The sequence below is a fragment of the Brevibacillus gelatini genome, assembly GCF_050920745.1.
GTDB lineage: Bacteria > Bacillota > Bacilli > Brevibacillales > Brevibacillaceae > Brevibacillus > Brevibacillus gelatini.
The window spans coordinates 611,007-632,005 of the sequence record NZ_CP154342.1 but is presented as its reverse complement, the minus strand read 5'-3'; the positions used below and the strand labels follow the sequence as shown (position 1 = coordinate 632,005).

Sequence of the window (20,999 nt, the reverse complement as noted above, 5' to 3'; positions counted from 1 at the left end):
ACATGTTGCCATGCTATCTGCTGACAGACAATTGAAAGCCTCATTTCATTCAGAACTTTACAATTTAATTCCCGAAGACCATCTTCTTCGAAAAATCAACGAAGCTGTGGACTTTTCGTTCATTTACGAGTTAGTTCGTCCATCTTATTGTGAATATTACGGAAGACCAGCGAATGAACCGGAACTTCTGTTTCGTCTTTTATTTCTGCAGTATCTTTATGGCTTATCCGATGAGCGAATGATTCAAGAAGCACAAGTAAACCTCGCGTATAAATGGTTCTTGGGGTTGAATCCTGAGGATACTTTGCCCGATCCGTCACAATTATCCCGATTTCGGAATCATCGCTTAGGTGCAAGCCAGATTAACGAAATCTTACAAGTGCTTGTAAAACAGTGCGTAGAAGAAGGCTTGATTAAGTCAAAAACACTCATTGTCGATGCAACACATACTGTTGCTTCCACTCAAAAGAAACGGCCTTTGGACGTGTTGCAGGAAGCCGCCAAACGGCTCGTACGAGCCGTACTTAAAAAGCATCCAAAGCTGGAGAAGAAACTTCCTCGTCCTCCGAAGTGTATGCAAGGCGATGTCGATGCGGCAAAAGTGATGCTACATTACCTCGCTGAACTGGGAGAAACGGTAGAAAATCTCCTTCCTGATCATGAAGGGGCCATCTCCGAAAAACTCAAGCACGCAAAGCAAATCGTGGAAGATGAACGGTTACTAGCAAACAAAGGCATCATGTCTGCGATTGACCCAGACGCGCGTTTTGGCTGGAAAAGCAATACCCTCTCCTTTTTTGGCTACAAAGAGCATGTAGCGATGACAGAAGAAGAGATCATCACTGCGATTGAAGTTACGGGTGGAAGTGAAGATGATGGCAAACAACTGCCAAAGCTATTAGAGCAAACAGAAAAGACAGGTATGAAGATTGAGGAAGTCATCGGAGACACTGCTTACTCTGGAAAAGACAATTTAAATCTCCTTGCCTCAAAAGACATTCAACCGATAGTCCCCTTAAACCCAATTGTCCATTCCGGAGGAATGAAACAGGAAGGCTTTACATACAACAAAGACGCCGACTTTGTCATTTGCCCAACCGGAGAGCACAGTATACGAAAAGCGGTACAAGGGAAGAAAAAATCCGGGCGCAGCCGTTCTCTTGTCTTTTACTTTGATGTGGAGAAGTGCAAGACATGTCCACTTCGCGAAGGATGCTACAAGCCTGGTGCCAAAGCAAAGACTTATTCCATTCGTATGGTGGCGGAGCACTATCAAGAGCACATGAGGTTTGAGGCAAGCACCACCTTCAAAGAGCGATCGAAGCGTCGCCGGATCATTGAGCACAAAAATGCTGAATTAAAAAGATTTCATGGATTGACCAGGGCAAAATACCGTGGTTTATTTGGTATGCGGATACAAGCATACTTAACGGCATTCGTTGTAAACGTAAAGCGAATGGTAAAGCTAATAAAGCAAATGCAGCCAGCTTCGTAAGAAGTAAGGCTGCATTCTTTTTGATGCCGTCGGCATCAATTATTGACATGAACCCATTATTAAAAACCGAGAGAGCACTTTTGCAGTGCTCTCCGTTTGGAGGCAGCTTTGCGGTGCGTTTTTTTACAGTTTTTCCGAAACCAGTTTTGCCTGGGTGAACAGCAGCAGGTAGTCTGGGCCGCCCGCTTTGGAGTCGGTACCGGACATGTTGAAGCCGCCGAACGGATGCACGCCAACGAGTGCGCCTGTGCACTTGCGGTTGAAGTACAGGTTGCCCACGTGGAACTCTTCACGAGCGCGCTCCAGGTTTGCACGGTTGCGGCTGATCACTGCGCCAGTCAAGCCGTACTCGGTGTTGTTCGCGATTTCCAGTGCATGGTCAAAATCGTCGGCTTTGCAGAATGCTACTACCGGGCCAAAAATTTCTTCCTGCATGATGCGCGCTTGCGGATCTACGTCAGCAAATACGGTTGGCATGATGAAGTAGCCTGTTTCTGGACCTTTTTCGCCACCTGCAACCAGTTTGCCTTCTGTTTTTCCGATCTCGATGTATTCGAGAATTTTGTTGTACGCTTTCTCATCCACAACCGGACCTGTGTAGAAATCGTTTGTTCTCACATCGCCTACAGTCAGTTGCTTGGTCAGCTCTACTACGCGGTTCAGCACTTGATCGTACACGTCCTGGTGAACGATTGCGCGAGAGCAAGCGGAACATTTTTGACCGGAGAAGCCGAATGCGGAAGTAACGATGGATTGGGCAGCCAACTCGATGTCGCAGTCGCTGTCAACGATGATGGAGTCTTTACCGCCCATTTCCGCTACCAGACGCTTCATCCATTTTTGGCCTGGGCGATGTTTCGCAGCCAGCTCGTTGATGCGCAGACCTACGTCACGGGAGCCTGTGAAGCTGATGAAGCGAGTCAGCGTGTGCTCTACGAGGAAGTCGCCGATTTCGCTGCCGGAGCCTGGAACGAAGTTCACAACACCGGCTGGTACGCCAGCATCTTCGAGAATTTCCATGAATTTCGCTGCAATAACCGGTGTAGTGGAAGCAGGCTTCAGCACGACGGTATTACCCGCTACGAGCGCTGCTGTTGTCATACCGACCATGATCGCCAGAGGGAAGTTCCATGGCGGGATGACTACGCCTACGCCGAGTGGAACGTAGTACAGCTCGTTGTCCTCATCCGGAATGCGTGTCAGTTCATGGCGTTGGGACAGTTTATCCATTTGACGGCCGTAGTATTCCATGAAGTCGATAGCTTCTGCTGTGTCCGCGTCAGCTTCTGCCCAGCTTTTTCCGGCTTCTTTTACCAGCCAGGCAGAGAATTCATGCTTGCGGCGGCGCAAGATGGCTGCTGCTTTATAGAGATAGCGGGAACGCGCTTGCGCAGGAACCTTTTTCCAGGTTTCGAAAGTGCTGGCTGCGGTTTGGATCGCTTTTTCAGCCAACGCCTGGTCTGCCTGGGAAACAACGCCCACTACTTGTTCTTTGTTGGAAGGGTTGATGGATTTGGATTTTTTCTCGGTTGTGATGCGCTCTCCACCAATGATGAGAGGGTACTCGCGGCCAAGCTCGCTTTCTACTTTGGCGAGTGCTTCTTCAAATGCCTTTTTATTTTCCGGCAGGCTAAAATTGGTAAACGCCTCGTTTTTGAATTCAACTTGCATTTGGTGACGCCTCCTTATCAATTTCTTCCTGAGATCACTCATAAAACATATGCAAGGATCATACCAACCTCAAACTGAATAGCTCGACTTCGATAGTGTTTGCTTTTTTCGCGAAAAACAACAGCCAAGTTCAGAAAGCGATAATCGACACTTTTGTTTACAATCTGCTCAAATCATATACACTTTTGTTCACATCTTGCACAAAAAGCCCGATTCGCACTTGGTTGGTGCAAATCGGGCTTCTCTCCCTCTATTGGCGATAAAGATGCATATACGGATCGCCGGATGTCGGGCGAATATAGATCGCCAGCGGTTTGTTCATCGACTGGACGTACAGGTTGACGTGAACACTTTTGTCGAACAGTTGGTTGATACTTCCGGCGGCATACTGCGTAAACTGGAGAACCTCCGTCCGCGAGTCGTACTCCGCCGTGGCCGTAATCGTCAGCTCGGTCAGTCTGCCGTCCATAAAGCGTCCAACGCCTGTCATGCCGACGTACTCCCCGAAATAAGCCTGCGCTTGCCGCATCAGCTTGTCGTACTGCAACGATTGCTGAGCGTATTTTTTTTCGACATCCGCGCTCGGAAACAGGAAAAATTCCTCGTTGATCGGCTGCCACTTCGATACAGCCGACTCGTTGGCCGCCACCGTTCCCGACATGATGAAATGACCCGGCACGAGCGATGAATTGGCCTCTGGCACCTGATACAGCAAAATCAGCATCGGCACATTCGGCGCGCTCACCCGCAACGCCGAAACGATGGTGGAAGCAAGCTGCTGGCCTTTTGCTTGCAGTTCCTGCTGGGTGTACACCATTTCTTTGCCCGTCGCGTCCTGATAGTTCGGCGAGACAGACAAGCCCAGCACCATCCCGGCCAACTGTTTGTCTTTTTTGTTCAGGTAGTCATGCTCCAGTACGTGTACGAGGATGCCGTTTTTCTGCTGCCCGTTTGTGCCGCTCGCTTTTTCCTGGGCAATCCATTGTGTCACCTGTTCTTTTTTCACCACTTGACCTTCCTGGAAATAATACTCGGAGGTCGGGAACGTATCGCGGGCAAACTCCATCAAGCCCAGTTCCAGGTGGCTGAAATCAATCCGGTATCTCGTACTGTTGAGCATGCCGCGCGTCAAATTCTGTTTGTACGGCGTGATGCTGCCGTAGTAATCCTCGGATACTTCCACTACTTCAGACAAGGATGGCGCGGTAGGCTCGGGCGATTGAACCTTGCCCCCTGGCAACAACGAACAGCCAGCGGTCGCAATCGCGAGCACAATCGCAGCTATGTACCTGCATCCTGTCGAAAACTTCGCTTTCATACGCTACTCCTTTTGTCTTGAAAAAATGGGACTAGTTCCATTTGGTCCAGCGATTGTCGCTGAGCTTGTAGATCAGCGCCGATTCGCCGATTCCCACCCATTTTGTATCGCCGCCGCCTGAGGCGATGACGATCAGCTTTTCCGGTGAGCGCGCATCAAGCAAACGCCACTCTCCGCCGATTTTTTCATAGACGCCTTTTTCCGTTGCGACAGCGAGAACGCCAGTGCGTCTGTTCACAGAGAGCGAATAGATTTGCTCTGCTTCCGGAATCTCCTCTGTCTTCCACTGCCCCTCTTCATTATAGAGCAAGCTGAATTGTGCGGCTACATAGAGACGGTTCTCGTTCGGGTCGAAATCCATGGCATATACTTCCTGGTCCATCGGCTGCCAGAGACTCCATGTCTCTCCCTTGTCCGTCGACTGGTAGATGCCTTCGCCCGATACAAAAGCGAACAGGCGAACTTTTTCCCCCTGACGCGTTCCGGCAAAGCTGCGAATCTGGGCAGGCTCAGGCAATCCGTTGCTCGCCGCAGTCCAGTTTTTGCCGCCGTCAAAAGAGCGCCGCACTCCTTCGTTTCCGCCGACATAAATGTGCTCGGAATCTTCCGGGTCCACAAACCAGCCGACGACGTCAAACTGCTCCAACTGCGGAGAAAGCAGGCCCCACAAGCCTCCGCCAGTGGAGCTGTACAGTCCCGCATGCGTGCCCACCCATACGTATGCAGCATCCGGGGTCATCGCCAGCGTGTGAATCGTCTCTCCCTTTTCCAAAACGTCCTGATAGGTCAAGTCACCTTGCAGAGCAGCCGCCATAACCGAAGAGGGAACCGGCTTTTCCTGCACGTTGTCGACGTCGCTGCAGCCGCCCAACAGCAGCACTGCCAATGCTCCTATTCCCCATCGCTTAAAGCTATCCATGCTCCTCACGTCCCTTCCCTCGCTCATCCGTCTGTCGCCACTGTTTTCTCTACAGGCGCTTGTTATTTGAGAATCTCCAAAAATCCGGCTTCGTCCATGACAGGAACGCCCAGTTTTTCAGCCTTCTCCAGCTTCGAGCCGGCTTTTTCTCCCGCAATGACCAAATCGGTCTTTTTGCTGACGCTGCTCGTCACCTTGCCGCCCAGTCGGACAATCGCTTCCTCTGCCTCCTGACGAGACATTTGCGAAAGCGTTCCTGTGAGGACGATCGTCTTTCCGGAAAACGGCAAATCTGCGCCGGCTTCAACGCGCACGCCTTTGTACTCCATGTTCACTCCGGCCGCCTTGAGCCGCTCGATAACCGCCTGTGCCTGCGGCTGGGCGAAGTAGTTGATGAGACTTGCCGCCATTTTCGGCCCGATCTCGTTAATTTGCGTCAGCTCTTCCTCGGAAGCTTGCATGATCGCGTCGATATGGCCAAAATGCTCGGCCAGCACACGCGCTGCCTTGGCTCCGACCAGGCGAATGCCAAGTCCGAACAGTACGCGTTCCAGCGAGTTTTGCTTGCTCGCTTCAATCGCCGCCAGCAGGTTGTCTACCGACTTCTCGCCCATGCGCTCCATGGAAAGCAGGACATCGCGCTTTTGATGCAGGTAGTACAGGTCTGCCACGCTGTGAATGATGCCGTCGCGATACAGCTGCGCCACCACTTTTTCACCCAGTCCGTCGATGTTCATCGCGGCACGGGACACAAAGTGGATCATGCCTTCGCGGATCAGCGCCGGACACATCGGATTGATGCAGCGCAAGGCGACCTCTTCCTCCAGCCGCACCAGCTCGCTGCCGCACTCCGGACAATGCGTCGGCATGGCAAACGGCGTCTCGTTCCCGGTTCGGCGTTCCGGCAGCACTGCTATGATTTCGGGAATGATGTCGCCCGCTTTTTTCACGACGACGTGGTCGCCAATCAGCAAGCCTTTTTCCCGGATGATGTCCTCGTTGTGCAAAGAAGCGCGCTTGACCGTCGTGCCCGCCAGACTGACCGGCTTCAAAAGGGCAGTCGGTGTCACGCTCCCGGTTCGTCCTACCGACACTTCAATGCCTTCGAGAATCGTGATCGCTTCCTCCGCAGGAAACTTGTAGGCAATCGCCCAGCGCGGGCTTTTGGCTGTGTAGCCCAGTTCCTCCTGCTGTGCGTAGCTGTCTACCTTGATGACCATGCCGTCGATTTCGTAAGGCAGGCTTGGGCGCTTTTGCGTCCAGCTGTCGATAAAAGCGAGCAGCTCCTCGATGTCGTCGAAGACGCGGCGCTCCTTGTTCACCTTGAATCCAAGCGATTCGAGCAGGTCAAGCCCCTCGCTGTGGGACTCGACAGTCTCGCCTTGCAGCTCGCCGATGCTGTAAATGAAAGTGTCGAGCTGACGGGAGGCGGCAATTTTCGGGTCGAGCTGGCGCAGTGAGCCTGCCGCCGAGTTGCGCGGATTGGCAAACAGCGGCTCCCCGCGCTCTTCCCGCTCCCGGTTCAGCTTTTCAAAAGCAGCCTTGGGCATGTACGCCTCGCCGCGCACTTCCAATGTCAGCGGCCTGGTCAGTTTGAGCGGAATCGAGCGGATCGTTTTCAGGTTTTGCGTAATGTCCTCGCCTGTCGTCCCGTCTCCGCGAGTCGCTCCGCGGACAAACATCCCGTTTTCGTAGTGAAGGGAAACAGCCAGCCCATCGATTTTCAGCTCCGCCACGTAGCGCACAGGCTGGTTGCCTACTGCCTGGCGGACGCGGCGGTCGAAATCTCTAATATCCGCTTCGCCAAAGGCGTTGCCAAGACTGAGCATCGGCGTCTTGTGCACGACCTTTTCAAAGAATGGCAAAGGCTCCCCTCCCACGCGCTGGGTAGGAGAATCCGGGGAAGCCAGCTCCGGGAACCGGGTTTCCAGCTCGATCAGCTCCCGCATCAATTGATCGTATTCCTGGTCGGTAATCTCAGGCCGATCTTCTTCATAGTAAAGACGATTATGCCGTTCAATTCGTTTCGCCAATTCCTTGATTTTTGTTTCCGCCGTCAATCGATCCATCTTGTTCATCCTTTACTTTAGCGATAGTTCTCCCTTATGCCCGCTGTATCGGTGCGAATTTTGCAAGCAGCTTCTTGATGCCAGTCGGGCTTGGAAACGCGATGTCAAGCTCCATGTCGTCGCCTGTCCCTTTGACCTTGACGACAGTGCCTGTGCCCCATTTGCCGTGCTGCACCCTGTCTCCGACCTTCCAATCCACTCCGGCACCCTGGCCGTGGCCAGGCAGCTTGTCGCCAGCCTGCATGCCCGGACGGGAAAACGTTGCCTGTGAGCCTCCGGCAAAGCGCTGCGCCATGCCCGGCTTTGTCATGCCGAAGCTGCCGCCGCCCCCTCGCGAAGTCGCAGAGCCAAATGCTCTCGCCCCTGAATCGCGTTGCCCGAAAGCCCCGCCGCGACTGCCGGCAAAGCTCTGATCGGCGCTTGCAGGATTTCCTTCCAAAAGCTCCGATGGAATTTCCTGTAAAAAGCGCGACGGCACGCTCACATTCGTCCGGCCGAACAGCGTCCGCATCCGTGCGCACGTCAAATACAGCCGCTCCTCTGCCCGGGTAATGCCCACATACGCGAGGCGGCGCTCCTCCTCCATCTCGACGTCGTCAAACAACGCACGGCTGTGCGGGAATACGCCTTCCTCCATACCGACGAGGAACACGACAGGAAACTCCAAACCTTTGGCGCTATGCAGCGTCATCAGGACAACCTGCCCGTTTTCCGCTGCTTCTTCTTTTTCCCCGTCTTCCCCAAGCGAGTCGATGTCCGCGACCAGTGCCAGATCGGTCAAAAACGCAAGCAAGCTCTTGTCTTCGTTTTTGCGCTCAAACTCCTGCGTCACCGAAAGAAACTCCTCGATGTTCTCCAGTCTCGCCTGCGCTTCGAGCGTTTTATCCTCTTTGAGCGAATCGCGGTACCCGGAGCGCGTCAGCACTTCCTCTACCAGCTCTGTCACGCTCAGGTAGTCGGTCATCTGCATCAGGTTGGTAATCAGGTCGTTAAACGCCAAAATGGCATTCGTCGTACGCGCCGGCAGCCCCATGTAGGCAACCTCCTGAATCGCCTGATAAAGTGACTGGCCGTTTGCATTGGCGTAGGCTTGCAGCTTCTCGACCGTCGTGTCCCCGATATTGCGCTTGGGCACGTTGATGATCCGCTGCAGGCTGATGTCGTCATCCGGATTGGAAATGAGGCGCAGGTACGCCAGGATGTCCTTGATCTCTTTGCGGTCGTAGAACTTCGTTCCGCCGACGATGGTGTACGGAATGTTCGACTTGATGAACACATCCTCCACCACGCGGGACTGGGCGTTCGTCCGGTACAGGACGGCAAACTTGTCGTAGCGCTTGTACGTCGGCAACTGCTTGCGGATCGTATCGACGATGAAGTACGCCTCGTCGTGCTCGGATTCGCCCTGGAAGCACGTGATTTTGTCTCCGCCCGGATTTTCCGTCCACAGCTTCTTTTCCTTGCGCAGCTTGTTGTTGGCGATCACCTGGTTGGCTGCCTGCAAAATCGTTTTCGTCGAGCGGTAGTTTTGCTCCAGCTTGATGAGCTTCGCTTCCGGATAGTCTTTTTCAAAGTTGAGGATGATGGAAATATCCGCTCCCCGCCATTTGTAGATACTCTGGTCGGCGTCCCCCACGCAGCATACGTTGCGGTATTTGTCCGCGAGCATGGAGATCAGCATGTACTGGGCGCGGTTCGTATCCTGGTACTCGTCGACGTGAATGTAGCGGAATTTTTTCTGGTAAAATTCCAGCACTTCCGGCACTTCCTTGAACAGGCGAACGGTCGTCATAATCAAGTCGTCGAAGTCCAGCGACTGGTTGCTTTTCAGCTTTTTCTGGTACGCCTCGTACACCTTCGCCACGACCTGCGCAAACGGATCGCCTGCGAGTCTGGCATAAGTGGCCGGGTCTGTCAGCTCGTTTTTCGCTCCGCTGATGGCCGCCAAAATCGAGCGAGGCTCATACTGCTTCGGATCGATGTTCAGCTCCTTCAGGCACTGCTTGACGACAGACAGCTGATCGCCCGCGTCAAGAATGGTAAAGTTGCGGCTGATGCCCATTCGGTCAATGTCCCTGCGCAAAATTCGCACACACAGGGAGTGAAACGTCGACAGCCACGTATCCTGCGCTGCCACGCCGCCAATAATTGCCGCCACGCGATTTTGCATCTCCCGCGCCGCCTTGTTCGTGAAGGTAATGGCAAGAATGCTCCATGGCGCCACCTGTTTTACGCTGATGAGATACGCAATGCGCTGCGTCAGCACCTTGGTCTTGCCGCTGCCCGCTCCGGCCAGAATCAGGACAGGGCCTTCTGTCGTCAGTACGGCTTCCCGCTGCTGCGGGTTCAAGCCTGCTGTAATTCGCTCTGCTAAAGACATATGTATAAGTCCACCTTTCCACGTTCCCTAGACGAGTGCATATGTTCCTATTTTCGCACAGAATGGAGTCGAGTGCCAGTTGGGATCGTGTACAGGAAACATCATCCTCCCGACTTTTGTCCGTCCGCAGCAGATGGGCCTTCCTGCAGCAGAGGCTCATACATCATCATCGCGCGATTATCCGCTACCCATTCCTCGCCGATCCACTCCCCCTCCAGCGTGTATACGTGGCGGTACAGCCGATTGGAGCGCTCGTATCCTCCCCAGATGGCAGGCTGGATGGCGTGATCTTTTTCCACGATCTCATACTTTCGTGTCGGCGGCATGTCGGATCGCCACTCTCCGACCAGATGCGTGTCCGTCACTCGCACATGAAGAGAAAAGGTCTGCTTGGTCTCGTTTGCGATCTGCAGGTCGAGGTAATTGTAAAAGCAGGTCGCTCCGCTCCCGAACGGCTGTGTGCGCCCGGCGTCGGGAAAGACGTCGTAGCTGTGGCGGTGCCGCTCGATCACTGTAAGCGGGGTGTGCAGTGTCATCCAGTAGAGCAGATTGGACAACTGGCAAAGCCCGCCGCCGACGCCAGCAGTCACCCGGCCGTGCGACAGCACCATTCCGTCCACGTATCCTTTGCGCCGGGTCGGCTTGCCAATCGTCCGCCAATAGGAAAAAGTCTCGCCTGGCAGAATCTTCAGGCCGTCCAGACGGCGGACCGCCAGCCGCAGATTGGTCACTTTGTTGTGCTGCATCCACATCTCCACATCTTTCAACTCACGCAGCAGGATCGTCTGGTGGCGCATGTGGACATACGGCAGCGGCTCACTGCACCTCTTCTTCGCATAGCGCCTGCCCCCAAACCACCACTCGCACCACCGCTTCAGCCGGTAATAGCTGATGCCTGCCGCGAGCCTCCATTTGCCTCGTGTTTTCGGTCTCATTGGGTTCCTTCCTTGCTTTCCTAGAGATTTGTTTGCTCCATTGTAACCGGAGTTGCGACACTTTTCCATCCACTGGAAAACAGCGTATCCAGACTTCGCGGCACATGTCATGCCCGCCCGATAAAAGGCTGGTGCCCCGCCACGCAAAACGCCCCCGACTCCGCCATAGCGCGGACGGATCGGGGGCTTTGAACGTTATTTTTTCGCCAAATATTTGCGGATGTCAAAAGCGACGGCCGCCACGATAATCAACCCTTTGATAATCAGCTGCCAGTACGGATTGACGCCGATGAACGTCAGGCCGTAGTTGATGACCCCAAAGATGAGGACACCTGCCAGGACGCCGGGAACGGTACCGATCCCGCCCGAGGTGGACACGCCGCCCACCACGCACGCCGCGATGGCGTCAAGCTCGTACATGTTGCCGTAGTTGTTGGTCGCGCCACCTGTGCGCGCCGCCTCCAGCACGCCGCCCAGACCGTAGAGGCCCCCGGCGATAGCGTAGATGATTATCAGATTCAACCCTACGTTGATTCCTGACACCGTCGCCGCCTGAATGTTTCCGCCGATGGCGTACATGTTTTTGCCGAGCCGCGTCTTGTTGAAGACGACCCAGACGAGTATGGAGACGACGATCGCGATGATGACGATGTACGGGATCGAATACGGGCCGCTCGGTCCAATAAAGCCGGTGCCCAGTTGCCCGAAGTCCTGGCGCAGCCCGCCTATCGGCTGGGACTGGTTCGGCTCCATGTCAAAGTAGATGGAGTTGACCCCGTAGACGATGACCATCATACCCAGCGTGGCGATGAACGGAGGGACGCTGAAACGAGAGACGATGATTCCGTTGATGAGCCCGACAAGCAGGCCAGCCGCGATGGCGATCAGGATCGGCACCAGCAGCGGCAGGTCCGGCAAATCCGGGAAGAAGCGACGCGGGTAATTGGGGTCCTGCAGCAGGGAGGCTGAGATAACGGCGGTCAACCCGACGACGCGCCCTGCAGACAGGTCTGTTCCTCCTGTAATCAAAACAAATGCCGCTCCCAAAGCGATGATTGCCCGCGTCGACGACTGCAGCAAAATATCCCGCAGCGTCGTGATCGAAAGAAAATTGGTGTCGTAGATGGCAATCCCCGCGATGAGTACGACCAGAACGATATAGATGGCATTCTGTGTCACGAAGCTCTGTATTTTCTTTTGTGTAGTAGCGTTCATATGAGTCCTCCCTCTCCGGTCATCCCAAATGCATGGTAGCCAGTCTCATGATTTCTTCTTCGGTCGCTTCCGCTCCATCAATGACCCCGGAGAGCTGCCCGTTGCTCATGACCATGATGCGATCAGACATTCCGAGCAACTCCGGCATCTCGGAAGAAATCATGATAATGCTTTTGCCTTGCTTGGCGAGGTCCGCAATGATGGTGTAAATCTCGTACTTGGCCCCGACGTCTACGCCGCGGGTCGGCTCGTCCAGCAGCAAAATATCCGGCTCCGTCAAAAGCCACCTGGCAAGCAGCACCTTTTGCTGGTTGCCGCCGGACAGGTTTTTGATGAGCGCCTTCATCGACGGCGTCTTTACCCGGAGCTTCTCGATGCTCTGGCTCACGTCCTCCCGCCGCTTGCGTTCGTCAAGCAGAAAAAAGCGATTCTCGTACTTGGCCAGATTGGCAATGACGGTGTTTTCCAAAACGGGCAGCACGGGGATGATACCCGTCACCCGCCGCTCCTCTGTCAGCAAGGCCATTTTGTGATTTTTGGCCTCCCTGGGCGAACGGATTCGCACTTCCTTGCCGTGCAAATACACCTTCCCCGCGCTGATTGAGCGCAGCCCGAACAACGCCTCGATCAGCTCTGTCCGTTGCGCCCCGACCAACCCGCCGACGCCGAGAATTTCCCCCTTGCGCAGCTCGAAGGAGACGTTGCGGAACGAATTAGCGAATGCCGACGTCAGACCCTCGACCTTCAGCAATACATCCCCTGGTGTATTGCTCCGCTGCGGGTACCGCTGCGTCAGATCGCGCCCGACCATTCTTGAGATAATCAGATCGGTCGTCAGTTCGGCCGCTCGCCAGGTGCCGATCAGCTTGCCGTCGCGCATGATGGTCACGTCATCGGAAATTCGCAATATTTCTTCCATTTTGTGCGAAATGTAGATGATCGCGACGCCCCTGCTCTTCAGTTCGTGGATGATGGTGAACAGCTGCTCCACTTCATTTCCGGTCAGCGAGGAGGTAGGTTCGTCCATCACAATGACCTTGGATTGATACGAGACAGCCTTGGCGATCTCGATCGACTGTACCTTGGATACCGAGAGATTGCGCACGATTTCATACGGATCCAGATCCATCCCCAGATCGGCAAACAGCTTTTTCGTATCGCTTGCCATTTTCTTTTCATCCACAAACGGAAAAGGACCAATCTTTTTGACGGGAAACCGGCCGAGCCAGATGTTTTCCATCACATTGCGAAAAGGAACGGGATGCAGCTCCTGGTGGATCATGGAGATGCCGTGCAGCAGCGCTTCCTTGGAGCTGTTCAGCGTCACACGCTCGCCGTTGAGCTTGATTTCGCCGCCGTCCGGCTTGTAGATGCCAAACAGGCATTTCATCAACGTAGACTTGCCTGCCCCGTTTTCTCCCATCAAGGCGTGCACCGTTCCTGGCCGCACTTTCAACGTGACGTTGTCGAGTGCCTTCACGCCGGGAAATTCTTTGGATATGTTGTTCATCTCTAGCAAATAAGCGCTTTGAACCATGCCGATGCCTCCTCGCTTACGGAAAGTCGAACCCTCAAAGCCTCCTCACTCCGGCAGGATGCGGGTGCGGCCCTGTAAGCAGGAAAAAGCAAGAGAGACAGATCGATTTCGTTCATCAACCGACTCTCTCGCTTTTTCTCGTCCCCTGCTGCCAGCTGAAAGCTCTATTTCGCGTCGTTTATGTTTTCTTTGGTGATTTTTTTGTACGGCACCCAAACGTACTTGCCGTCCGTAATGTCGAAGCCGATCATTTCCTTGCTCGGCGTTTCGCCTTTCGCCAAGGCTGCCGCGATGTTCAGCGTCGCCCGGCCCTGGCTGTTCGCATCGTTGAGCACCGTTCCGAGCAGCGTGCCTGCTTCCAGCTCCTTGAGCGCCGGAGCCGTAGCATCTACGCCGACGACCGGTATGTACTTGCCGTTCGTGAAGTATCCGGCTGCCTTCAGCGCTTCGATCGCGCCAAGCGCCATGTCGTCATTGTTGGCCAGCACAGCTTCGATCTTGTCACCCGCTGCCGCGAGGAACGCCGCCATCTTTTCCTGCCCTTTCACGCGGTCCCACATCGCGGTATCTTCCGCCACTTTCTCCACCTTGATGCCTGCGTCCTCGATCGCCTTGACGGAGAATTTCGTCCGCAGTTCCGCATCCTGGTGTCCGGGCTCGCCTTTCAGCATGACGTACTGCATCACGCCGTCCTTGTTTTTGTCCGCTTCCGGATGAGAGTTCCAGTAGTCGACCAATAGCTGGCCCGAGATCGTACCGGACTCTTCGGCCTTCGCTCCCACGTAGTACACTTTGTCCCATTTTTGCATATCCTCTGGCATCGGCTCGCGGTTGAAGAAGACGATCGGAATGTTCGCCTGTTTCGCCTTGTCGATGATAACCCCTGCCGCCGTCCGGTCTACCGGGTTGATGGCGAGAGCGCTTACTTTTTTGTTGATGAACAGATCGACCTTGTCGTTTTGCGTAGGCTGGGCATTCTGGCTGTCGACAATGTCCACCTCGGCCTTGCCCTCCGCCGCTTTGGAAATGGCATTGCGCACACCTGTCATAAAGGTGTCGTCAAACTTGTAGATGGCAACACCGATTTTCGGATTGCCCTCGGAAGCTGCGGGCGCCTGGGCAGCCGGTGCAGTGGAACTGCCATCTCCCCCGGAGGCAGGCTGCGAACCGCCTGTCGATTGGGAACAACCGACTACCGAGAGAGTCATCGCGGCGACCAGCGTACTAGCAACTAGCTTTCTCATGAAAACTTCCCCCTTTATTCCCTATGTGTACATCTTATATATACAGAATGTAAACGTTTTCCATTTCGGATTCCATCGAAAATCCTGCGCATTTTTATGAAAATTCTCATCATTTTTCCTTCGTTATTTGACGAAAGGAAACAGGAGCTTCTGGTTTTCGGACCAGAACATGTTTTCCCGGTCGATGACTTTCGTACCCGTATCCACCCGGCTCGGCACCGGGCGTCCTTCGCTTGCGTCCAGCGCGTATTTGACCCCAAGGTAGCCCATGGAAAACGGCTTCTGGATGATCGTCGCGGAAATGACCCCTTCCTGCAAATATTCCAGCACCTCTGACGGGTTGTCGATCGCCACGATCTTGATCTTTTCCTGCAAGCCCATTTTCTCGATCTCTTCCGCCACGTCGACTGCCGTGCTCGCATCCAGCGCAATGATGCCCTGGATCTCGGGATAGTGCTGGAACAAGTCGCGGGTCAGCTCGCCAACCAGCTTTTTGTCCAGCTTGCCGTATTCGGCGGACACCAGCTCCACGTGCTTTTCGCCTGCGATCACATCGCGCACGCCCCTTTCCCGGCTCACGGCATTCGCCGTGCTCCTGCCTGTGCCCATCAAGGCGATCTGACCGCTTTTTCCGATCAACTGAATCATCTTTTCGCACGCCTTTTTGCCCATATCGTAGTTGTCGGTGCCGATGTAGCTCTTCACGGCTGTCTGCTGCCCCTCCGTGTCGAGCGTGATGATCGGGACGCGCGGATTGGTCAGCGCGATCGCCTCCTGCAGCACCCTGTCTCCGCTCGGCGCCACCACCAGGGCGTCGTAACCGTCGAGCGCCGCCTGCCTGAGCAGCTCCATCTGGGTCTGCGTGTCTTCCTCGTAGTCCGGCGCGTAAAAGTTGAGGTTGAGATCGTACTCCTTGGCCGCCGTCTCCGCCCCCAGCTTCACGGTCCGCCAGTAGTCGCCATGCTTCATGCGCACGATCAGCGCCACGGTCTTTTTCCGGCCCGGATGCGCCTCGTCCAGCCGGGAATCGCAGAAGGTAAAGGCCGCGACTGCGACGGCCAGCAACAGCGTGTATATGACATAACGTTTGATTGTCTCCATATGGTCAGCCCTCTTGTTCGTCATCGCGCAGGTACGGCAGCCATACCTTGACTGTCGTCCCGACTTCCAGCTCGCTCTCGATCTCAAGTCCGTACTCTTCGCCGAAGGTCAGTCGGATGCGCTCGTTAACGTTTTGAATGCCTACTCCTGATCCGCCCTCGCTTTTATACCCTCCCGCCAGAACCTGTTCGCGCACATGCGGCGGCATCCCAAGGCCGTTGTCCTGGACCACAAAGAGCAGCTTGCCTTCGCACAGGGAAGCGGATATTCGGATATGCCCCGGATCAGCCATCGGCTCGATTCCGTGGTAGATCGCGTTCTCCACGATTGGCTGCAGAAGCAGCTTCAACGTTTTACAGGCGAGCACTTCCTCCCGGGCTTCGATCTCGTACTCGAACTTTTGCTTGTAGCGCATTTTTTGAATGATGAGATAATTTCTGACGTGTTCGATCTCCTCCTGTACCGTGATGATGCTCTTGCCTCGGCTCAGGCTGATGCGGAACAGCTTGGACAAGGACGTAATCGTCGTGATGACGTCTTCATTTTTCCCGATGCCGACCATGCGCACGACGGAGTTCAGCGTATTGTACAAAAAATGCGGATGGATTTGCGCCTGCAGCACCTCCAGCTCGCTCTTGCGCTTGGCTTCCTGCTCCCGGATGATCTGGTTCATCAGCTCCCGAACCTTGGCCATCATCAGGTGAAAGCGCGCAGACAGCTGCTCGACCTCATGACACCCGCGGATCGGCTCGTTGACGGTAAAGTCGCCTTGCTCCACCCGTTCCATCGACCGCTCCAGCAGCTTGATCGGCCGCGAGATTTTCGCCGAAATGTAGGAGAGCAAAAGCAGCACGATGACGAACACAAAGCACAGCAGCCAGATCAAAAAGCGGCTGATCTCGCTTTTCATCGTCGCAATCTCGTCCATGTAGGAGACGCCGATAATTTTCCAGCCCAGCTGATCGACGGTCTTGATCGTAATCAGGCGCTGCTCTCCCCCGGAATCATCCACGTAGCTGCCGTAGGAATAGCGAAGCGGCAGCGAGCGATTTTCGTTCTTCAGGCCTACGAAAATAAGCTGCTGCTGCGGATGGTACACGATGTTGCCGACCAGGTCGATGATGTAGACGTACCCCTTTTTGCCCAGTCCGACCCGCTGGCACAGGTCGTCGATCTCCTTGAAGTTCACGTCGACCAGCAGCACGGCGGGGATGTCTCCTCTGTCCCCCTTGATCGTGATGCCCCTGCTCATGGAGACGACCCAGGTGTACTCGCCCTTGAACAGGTTTTGAATGTGCGGCAAGGAAAAGGACAGGTTGTTCGGATCAGCGACAGCCGACTGAAACCAGCTCTGCTCCGCAAGCTCGCTGTTTTTGCGCAGCGGCTTGGCAGGCGTTCCGATCAACAGCTCGCCCGTGCGGCTGAACACGGCAATCGAGACGATGTCCTTGCGTGTCTCTACGATGGCTTCCAACTGCTCAGTCAGCTTCTCCAAGGCTACGCCCTGGCTGCGCCTGATCTTGTCGTCCACCAGCTCGAAAATTTGCGTCGTTCCGTTCAAATAGCTGTCCAAATTGTATTTGACCTGCTCCAGAATCTGCTGCGTATTCAGGTAGGCATTTTGCTCCGCCGTCTCTGTAAATTTGCTGTACAGCATCACGCCGACAAACAGCACCACGAGCACCGTGACGAGAGTGAAGGACGTCGTGATGATAAACTGGATGCTCTTGGCCTTGATCGCGTCTACCACGCCCGACAGAAGCCTTTTCATGGCGCTTCCTCTTTTCCGCTATTTCCTCTGCTGTTGCGGTATTCTTTGGCCGACAGCCCGACGTGCTTGCGGAAGCAGAAGCTGAAGTAGTTGGCATCCGAATAGCCGACCCGCTCGGCGATCTCGAAGGTCTTCAGATCGGTCGTGAGAAGCAGTTCCTTTGCCTTTTCCATGCGCAGTTGCAGAAGATAGGACACGAAGGTCATCTTGGTTTCCCGTTTGAAAATGCTGCTGAAATAGCCGGGGCTGATGTGCAGCTCGGCGCACACCTTGTGGATGGAAATGTCCGGTGACTGGTAATGCTGGTGCGTGTAGGCGATCGCCTGGTCGACGAGCCGCTTGTATGTATTGTTGCGCCCGCTGGCGATGCTGTTCATGATTTTCCGGCATATGTCGATGATCCAGCTTTTCGCCTCCTGCACGCTCGTAAACGTCGTGATCTCCGCAAGCAGGTGCGTCTGTCCGCCAAGCAACCGATCCATATCCAGTTCAGCGCGCTGGGCAGTTTTCAGAATCGTCGTCATGATCTCCAGCAAATAAATGCGGTAATCGTGAATCGAGACATTCCCTTCGATGACGTCGGCGAACAGTTCGTCGACCACCGCGTGCAGTTCGGTCTTTGTCCCCATCTTGATGCAGCGGACCAGATCGTGCTCCTTGCGTTCATCGAAGCGCACGCTGGCTCGCGGCTGCGATTCGACGTCATCAATAAAAATGAGCCGGTTGTTGCCGAGAATTCCGCGATAATCGAGCGCAAGGCCGGCGTCCTCGTAAGAATAGGATAGCTGTGTCACATCAGGGACGACCGTTCCAACCCCGACCGTCACGGTCACGCTCAAATATTTTTCGACCAGGCGTCGGATTTCCTCTGCCAGCCCTTGCATGAGGTGCTCCAGCCGCTCTTGTTCGCCCGTTTCCTTGCGCAGAAGCAGCACGACCAGATCGTTGTGCAAAAAGACGAGCCCCGCATACGATCCGAGCTGAAGCTGCTCCTGGGCGATGTTTTTCACGGCGAACTGGAGAATCTCTGCTTCCTCTTTTTTCTTCAGGTCCAGCGAGATGACCGCCACGAGAAATTCGCTGCCTTGCAGGGCCACACCGTATTCCGCTGCCTTTGCCCAAATGGCCTCGCGCGTCAGCCGGCGAGTCAACAGCGAGGACAAAAAAACTTCCCGCAAGACCGGCAAGCTTTTTCGGTAGCGCTCCCGCAGCAGCTGATTGTTCTCCCGTTGCGCTGCTTCCTCGTCCATCCGGTTCTTCACCTTGACCAGCGCGTCGATCAACTCGACGGCGGAAAACGGCTTGAGCACGTATTCATCAATGTAGAGCTTGACGGCCTTCTGGGCGTATTCAAACTCGTCAAAGCCCGTGAGAATGATAATGCGGGTCGCGGGAAACTGTCTGCGCACGGTTTCCGCCAGCTGCAGGCCGTCCATAAACGGCATCCGGATATCGGTCACGACTACATCCGGCCTAAGTCGCTCCACGAGGTCGAGCGCTTCTTTGCCGTTCTCGGCCTTTGCCAGCACTTCAAATCCGTATGCGTGCCAGTCAATCTCCTGACTGACCCCTTCTCTTACATCTTCTTCGTCATCTACCAAAATCAATTTGTACATAAGCACCCCCCGCTGATTTACATGTACAACGAGGGCCGAGGGAACTCCTGCCGGTCAGGGCTTGTCGAAGCTGGTTGCGTAGGTAAAATTTCCCTTATCGTCCACCTTCAATCTCGATACGTGGAGGGAAAGATCCACCCGGGATTGCCCAAATTGAGGACGAGGGGGAGCAAATACGAATAAAAGCCCGGCATCACGGCATCGAGCGAGGAAATCTCCAGGACGGTCGGGACTGCATAGCAGCGAATGTGGGGCATCAGCTCCAGCGCATTGTCAAATGTGACACCGTAAGTGCTTCTGACGATTGTCTGTGCCCGATTTGGCAAATTACTTTCAACTCCTCGTCGTCAACGATTTTGTCCGGGGCCAGTTTAAACGCGAAAAATAGGGGCTTGTCTTGTGCCTATCTCTTGCGTGGCATTCAGGTCTGAGAGCCTCTTCCATCGTCTGAAATAGATACGCTCTATTCAATAAACTTGTCTTAATACGACAGAGGTTAAAAATGCCAACAACTATAAATTCTTTTTTTATATTAACTATTATTTGACATATATCCAGATTTCATTTATTTTGATTATATGGAATTAAAATACAAAAATACAAATAGGAGGGATTTTGGTATGTTTGGATTAAGAAAAAATTTCATGAAGATTGCTTCAACGGCTGTTATTACCACTTTTACTTTTACTGCCATGCTCGCTCCGATAACCGCAGCTAAGCAAGCAAACCTAGAATATGTGAAGACACTGAACGAAGAACTCCAAAAGCTGGATGGGTTTGCTGATGAGAATGTTCAAATCGAGTATATTACAGAAGATGAGCGTGTCAGGGAGACGAAAGTTACAACAGATAATGAAGTGGTAATCACCCGACTACACAAAGAAACCAATGTATTAGAAATCGAAACAAATGGCGATATTACAAGCATCGATATAGACGATTACGCCGAAAAGAAAAGGTCTGTAAAAGCATTGGCTATTTCCCCAGATGTCGAAAACAGTGTAGCATCTTACGAGGGAAGCTATGAAATTTACTACGATTATTATAAAAATCAAGATTTTTGGGCTCTCCAATGGGAGGGTGAAACTATGACAACATTTGAAAATAACAGTAATGATGATGATTTGGGGGATTTTGCTGAAGCTATCGACAATCTAAGAAATCTTGAAGAAAATTTAGCAACTGCAATTGCTTGGGGTGTTCCTGGCGTTGGGTTTTCTGCCGTAATCGCAGCGATATGTGTAAATCCCCCTCTAGCACTTACCGTTGGTATTATGGCAGGTATTGCTGCTGCCTTCGCTTTGACAAGTGTATGCTTAAATATCATGAATGACATGATTCCTCATGAGAAAAAAGCCGCTCGAGCATTTAATAGTATTGACCCTTCCGAACCTTCAAAGTGAATTTTAAAAAAAACGAGCAATCCATACTTTTGATGGATTGCTCGTTTCACATATATCAGATATCCTAAATAAACGAGGTGAAGATAATGACAATTTTGGAAGTCTTCTACATGCCTGTAATAGTGGCTCTTCTGCTAGCTGTTGCGTTTAATTTAAGGAGCATAGTCAAACAAAACGACAAAATCATTAAGTTGCTAGAGGATTTAAAAAAATAAGAATAAGCAGCCTAAACCGCCAGAATATATACAAATTCGGCGGTTTCTTTTCGACCATCATCCCTTCATTGTCGCCGTCGCCGGTTCGCACACGAAGCTGCGGTCCAACC

15 protein-coding genes are annotated in these 20,999 nt (G+C 53.6%); 2 read left to right on the top strand and 13 right to left on the bottom strand.

From position 1 onward, the window contains the following. Nucleotides 1–10: 10 nt before the first annotated feature. Entirely contained in the window at nucleotides 11–1,495 is a 1,485-nt protein-coding gene (locus AAFJ72_RS03335; protein WP_432774196.1) for an IS1182 family transposase, read from the top strand. A gap of 123 nt (nucleotides 1,496–1,618) precedes the next feature. Here AAFJ72_RS03335 and pruA read toward each other — a convergent pair whose 3' ends face one another. From pruA to AAFJ72_RS03270, 13 genes are all read right to left on the bottom strand, one after another. Then, nucleotides 1,619–3,166: an L-glutamate gamma-semialdehyde dehydrogenase gene (pruA, locus tag AAFJ72_RS03330; RefSeq protein ID WP_432776044.1), complete on the bottom strand. Its 1,548-nt coding sequence runs from the start codon at nucleotides 3,164–3,166 to the stop codon at nucleotides 1,619–1,621. A 250-nt stretch (nucleotides 3,167–3,416) separates the two neighbouring features. Continuing rightward, nucleotides 3,417–4,484, bottom strand: a complete 1,068-nt coding sequence (locus AAFJ72_RS03325; RefSeq protein ID WP_432776043.1) for a CamS family sex pheromone protein — start codon at nucleotides 4,482–4,484, stop codon at nucleotides 3,417–3,419. A gap of 31 nt (nucleotides 4,485–4,515) precedes the next feature. Next, a complete protein-coding gene (locus AAFJ72_RS03320) occupies nucleotides 4,516–5,403 on the bottom strand; it encodes a WD40/YVTN/BNR-like repeat-containing protein (RefSeq protein ID WP_432776042.1) in 888 nt (295 codons plus the stop codon). Between the two features lie 62 nt (nucleotides 5,404–5,465). Continuing rightward, entirely contained in the window at nucleotides 5,466–7,472 is a 2,007-nt protein-coding gene (gene ligA / locus AAFJ72_RS03315; protein ID WP_432776041.1) for an NAD-dependent DNA ligase LigA, read from the bottom strand. Between the two features lie 34 nt (nucleotides 7,473–7,506). Continuing rightward, nucleotides 7,507–9,852, bottom strand: coding sequence for a DNA helicase PcrA (pcrA, locus tag AAFJ72_RS03310; protein ID WP_432776040.1), 2,346 nt, complete (start codon nucleotides 9,850–9,852; stop codon nucleotides 7,507–7,509). 101 nt (nucleotides 9,853–9,953) lie between these two features. Then, entirely contained in the window at nucleotides 9,954–10,787 is an 834-nt protein-coding gene (locus tag AAFJ72_RS03305; RefSeq protein WP_122902960.1) for a VanW family protein, read from the bottom strand. Nucleotides 10,788–10,982: 195 nt separating this feature from the next. After that, nucleotides 10,983–12,002, bottom strand: coding sequence for a galactose/methyl galactoside ABC transporter permease MglC (mglC, locus tag AAFJ72_RS03300; RefSeq protein WP_432776039.1), 1,020 nt, complete (start codon nucleotides 12,000–12,002; stop codon nucleotides 10,983–10,985). Between the two features lie 19 nt (nucleotides 12,003–12,021). Next, complete coding sequence (locus tag AAFJ72_RS03295; RefSeq protein WP_432776038.1) at nucleotides 12,022–13,539, bottom strand: sugar ABC transporter ATP-binding protein; 1,518 nt, start codon at nucleotides 13,537–13,539, stop codon at nucleotides 12,022–12,024. A gap of 164 nt (nucleotides 13,540–13,703) precedes the next feature. Then, on the bottom strand, nucleotides 13,704–14,783 hold the full coding sequence (locus AAFJ72_RS03290) for a galactose ABC transporter substrate-binding protein (RefSeq protein ID WP_432776037.1): 1,080 nt from the start codon (nucleotides 14,781–14,783) through the stop codon (nucleotides 13,704–13,706). A gap of 123 nt (nucleotides 14,784–14,906) precedes the next feature. Continuing rightward, nucleotides 14,907–15,884: a substrate-binding domain-containing protein gene (locus tag AAFJ72_RS03285; protein ID WP_122902956.1), complete on the bottom strand. Its 978-nt coding sequence runs from the start codon at nucleotides 15,882–15,884 to the stop codon at nucleotides 14,907–14,909. 4 nt (nucleotides 15,885–15,888) lie between these two features. Beyond that, nucleotides 15,889–17,655, bottom strand: coding sequence for a sensor histidine kinase (locus AAFJ72_RS03280; RefSeq protein WP_432776036.1), 1,767 nt, complete (start codon nucleotides 17,653–17,655; stop codon nucleotides 15,889–15,891). After that, entirely contained in the window at nucleotides 17,652–19,271 is a 1,620-nt protein-coding gene (locus tag AAFJ72_RS03275) for a response regulator (RefSeq protein WP_432776035.1), read from the bottom strand. The genes AAFJ72_RS03280 and AAFJ72_RS03275 overlap by 4 nt, the downstream gene beginning before the upstream one ends. 107 nt (nucleotides 19,272–19,378) lie before the next feature. Beyond that, nucleotides 19,379–19,597: a geranylgeranylglyceryl/heptaprenylglyceryl phosphate synthase gene (locus AAFJ72_RS03270; RefSeq protein ID WP_246005703.1), complete on the bottom strand. Its 219-nt coding sequence runs from the start codon at nucleotides 19,595–19,597 to the stop codon at nucleotides 19,379–19,381. Nucleotides 19,598–19,891: 294 nt separating this feature from the next. Between AAFJ72_RS03270 and AAFJ72_RS03265 the strand changes: the two genes are divergently transcribed. Further along, nucleotides 19,892–20,674: a geobacillin-26 family protein gene (locus AAFJ72_RS03265; RefSeq protein ID WP_432776034.1), complete on the top strand. Its 783-nt coding sequence runs from the start codon at nucleotides 19,892–19,894 to the stop codon at nucleotides 20,672–20,674. Nucleotides 20,675–20,999: the final 325 nt, after the last annotated feature.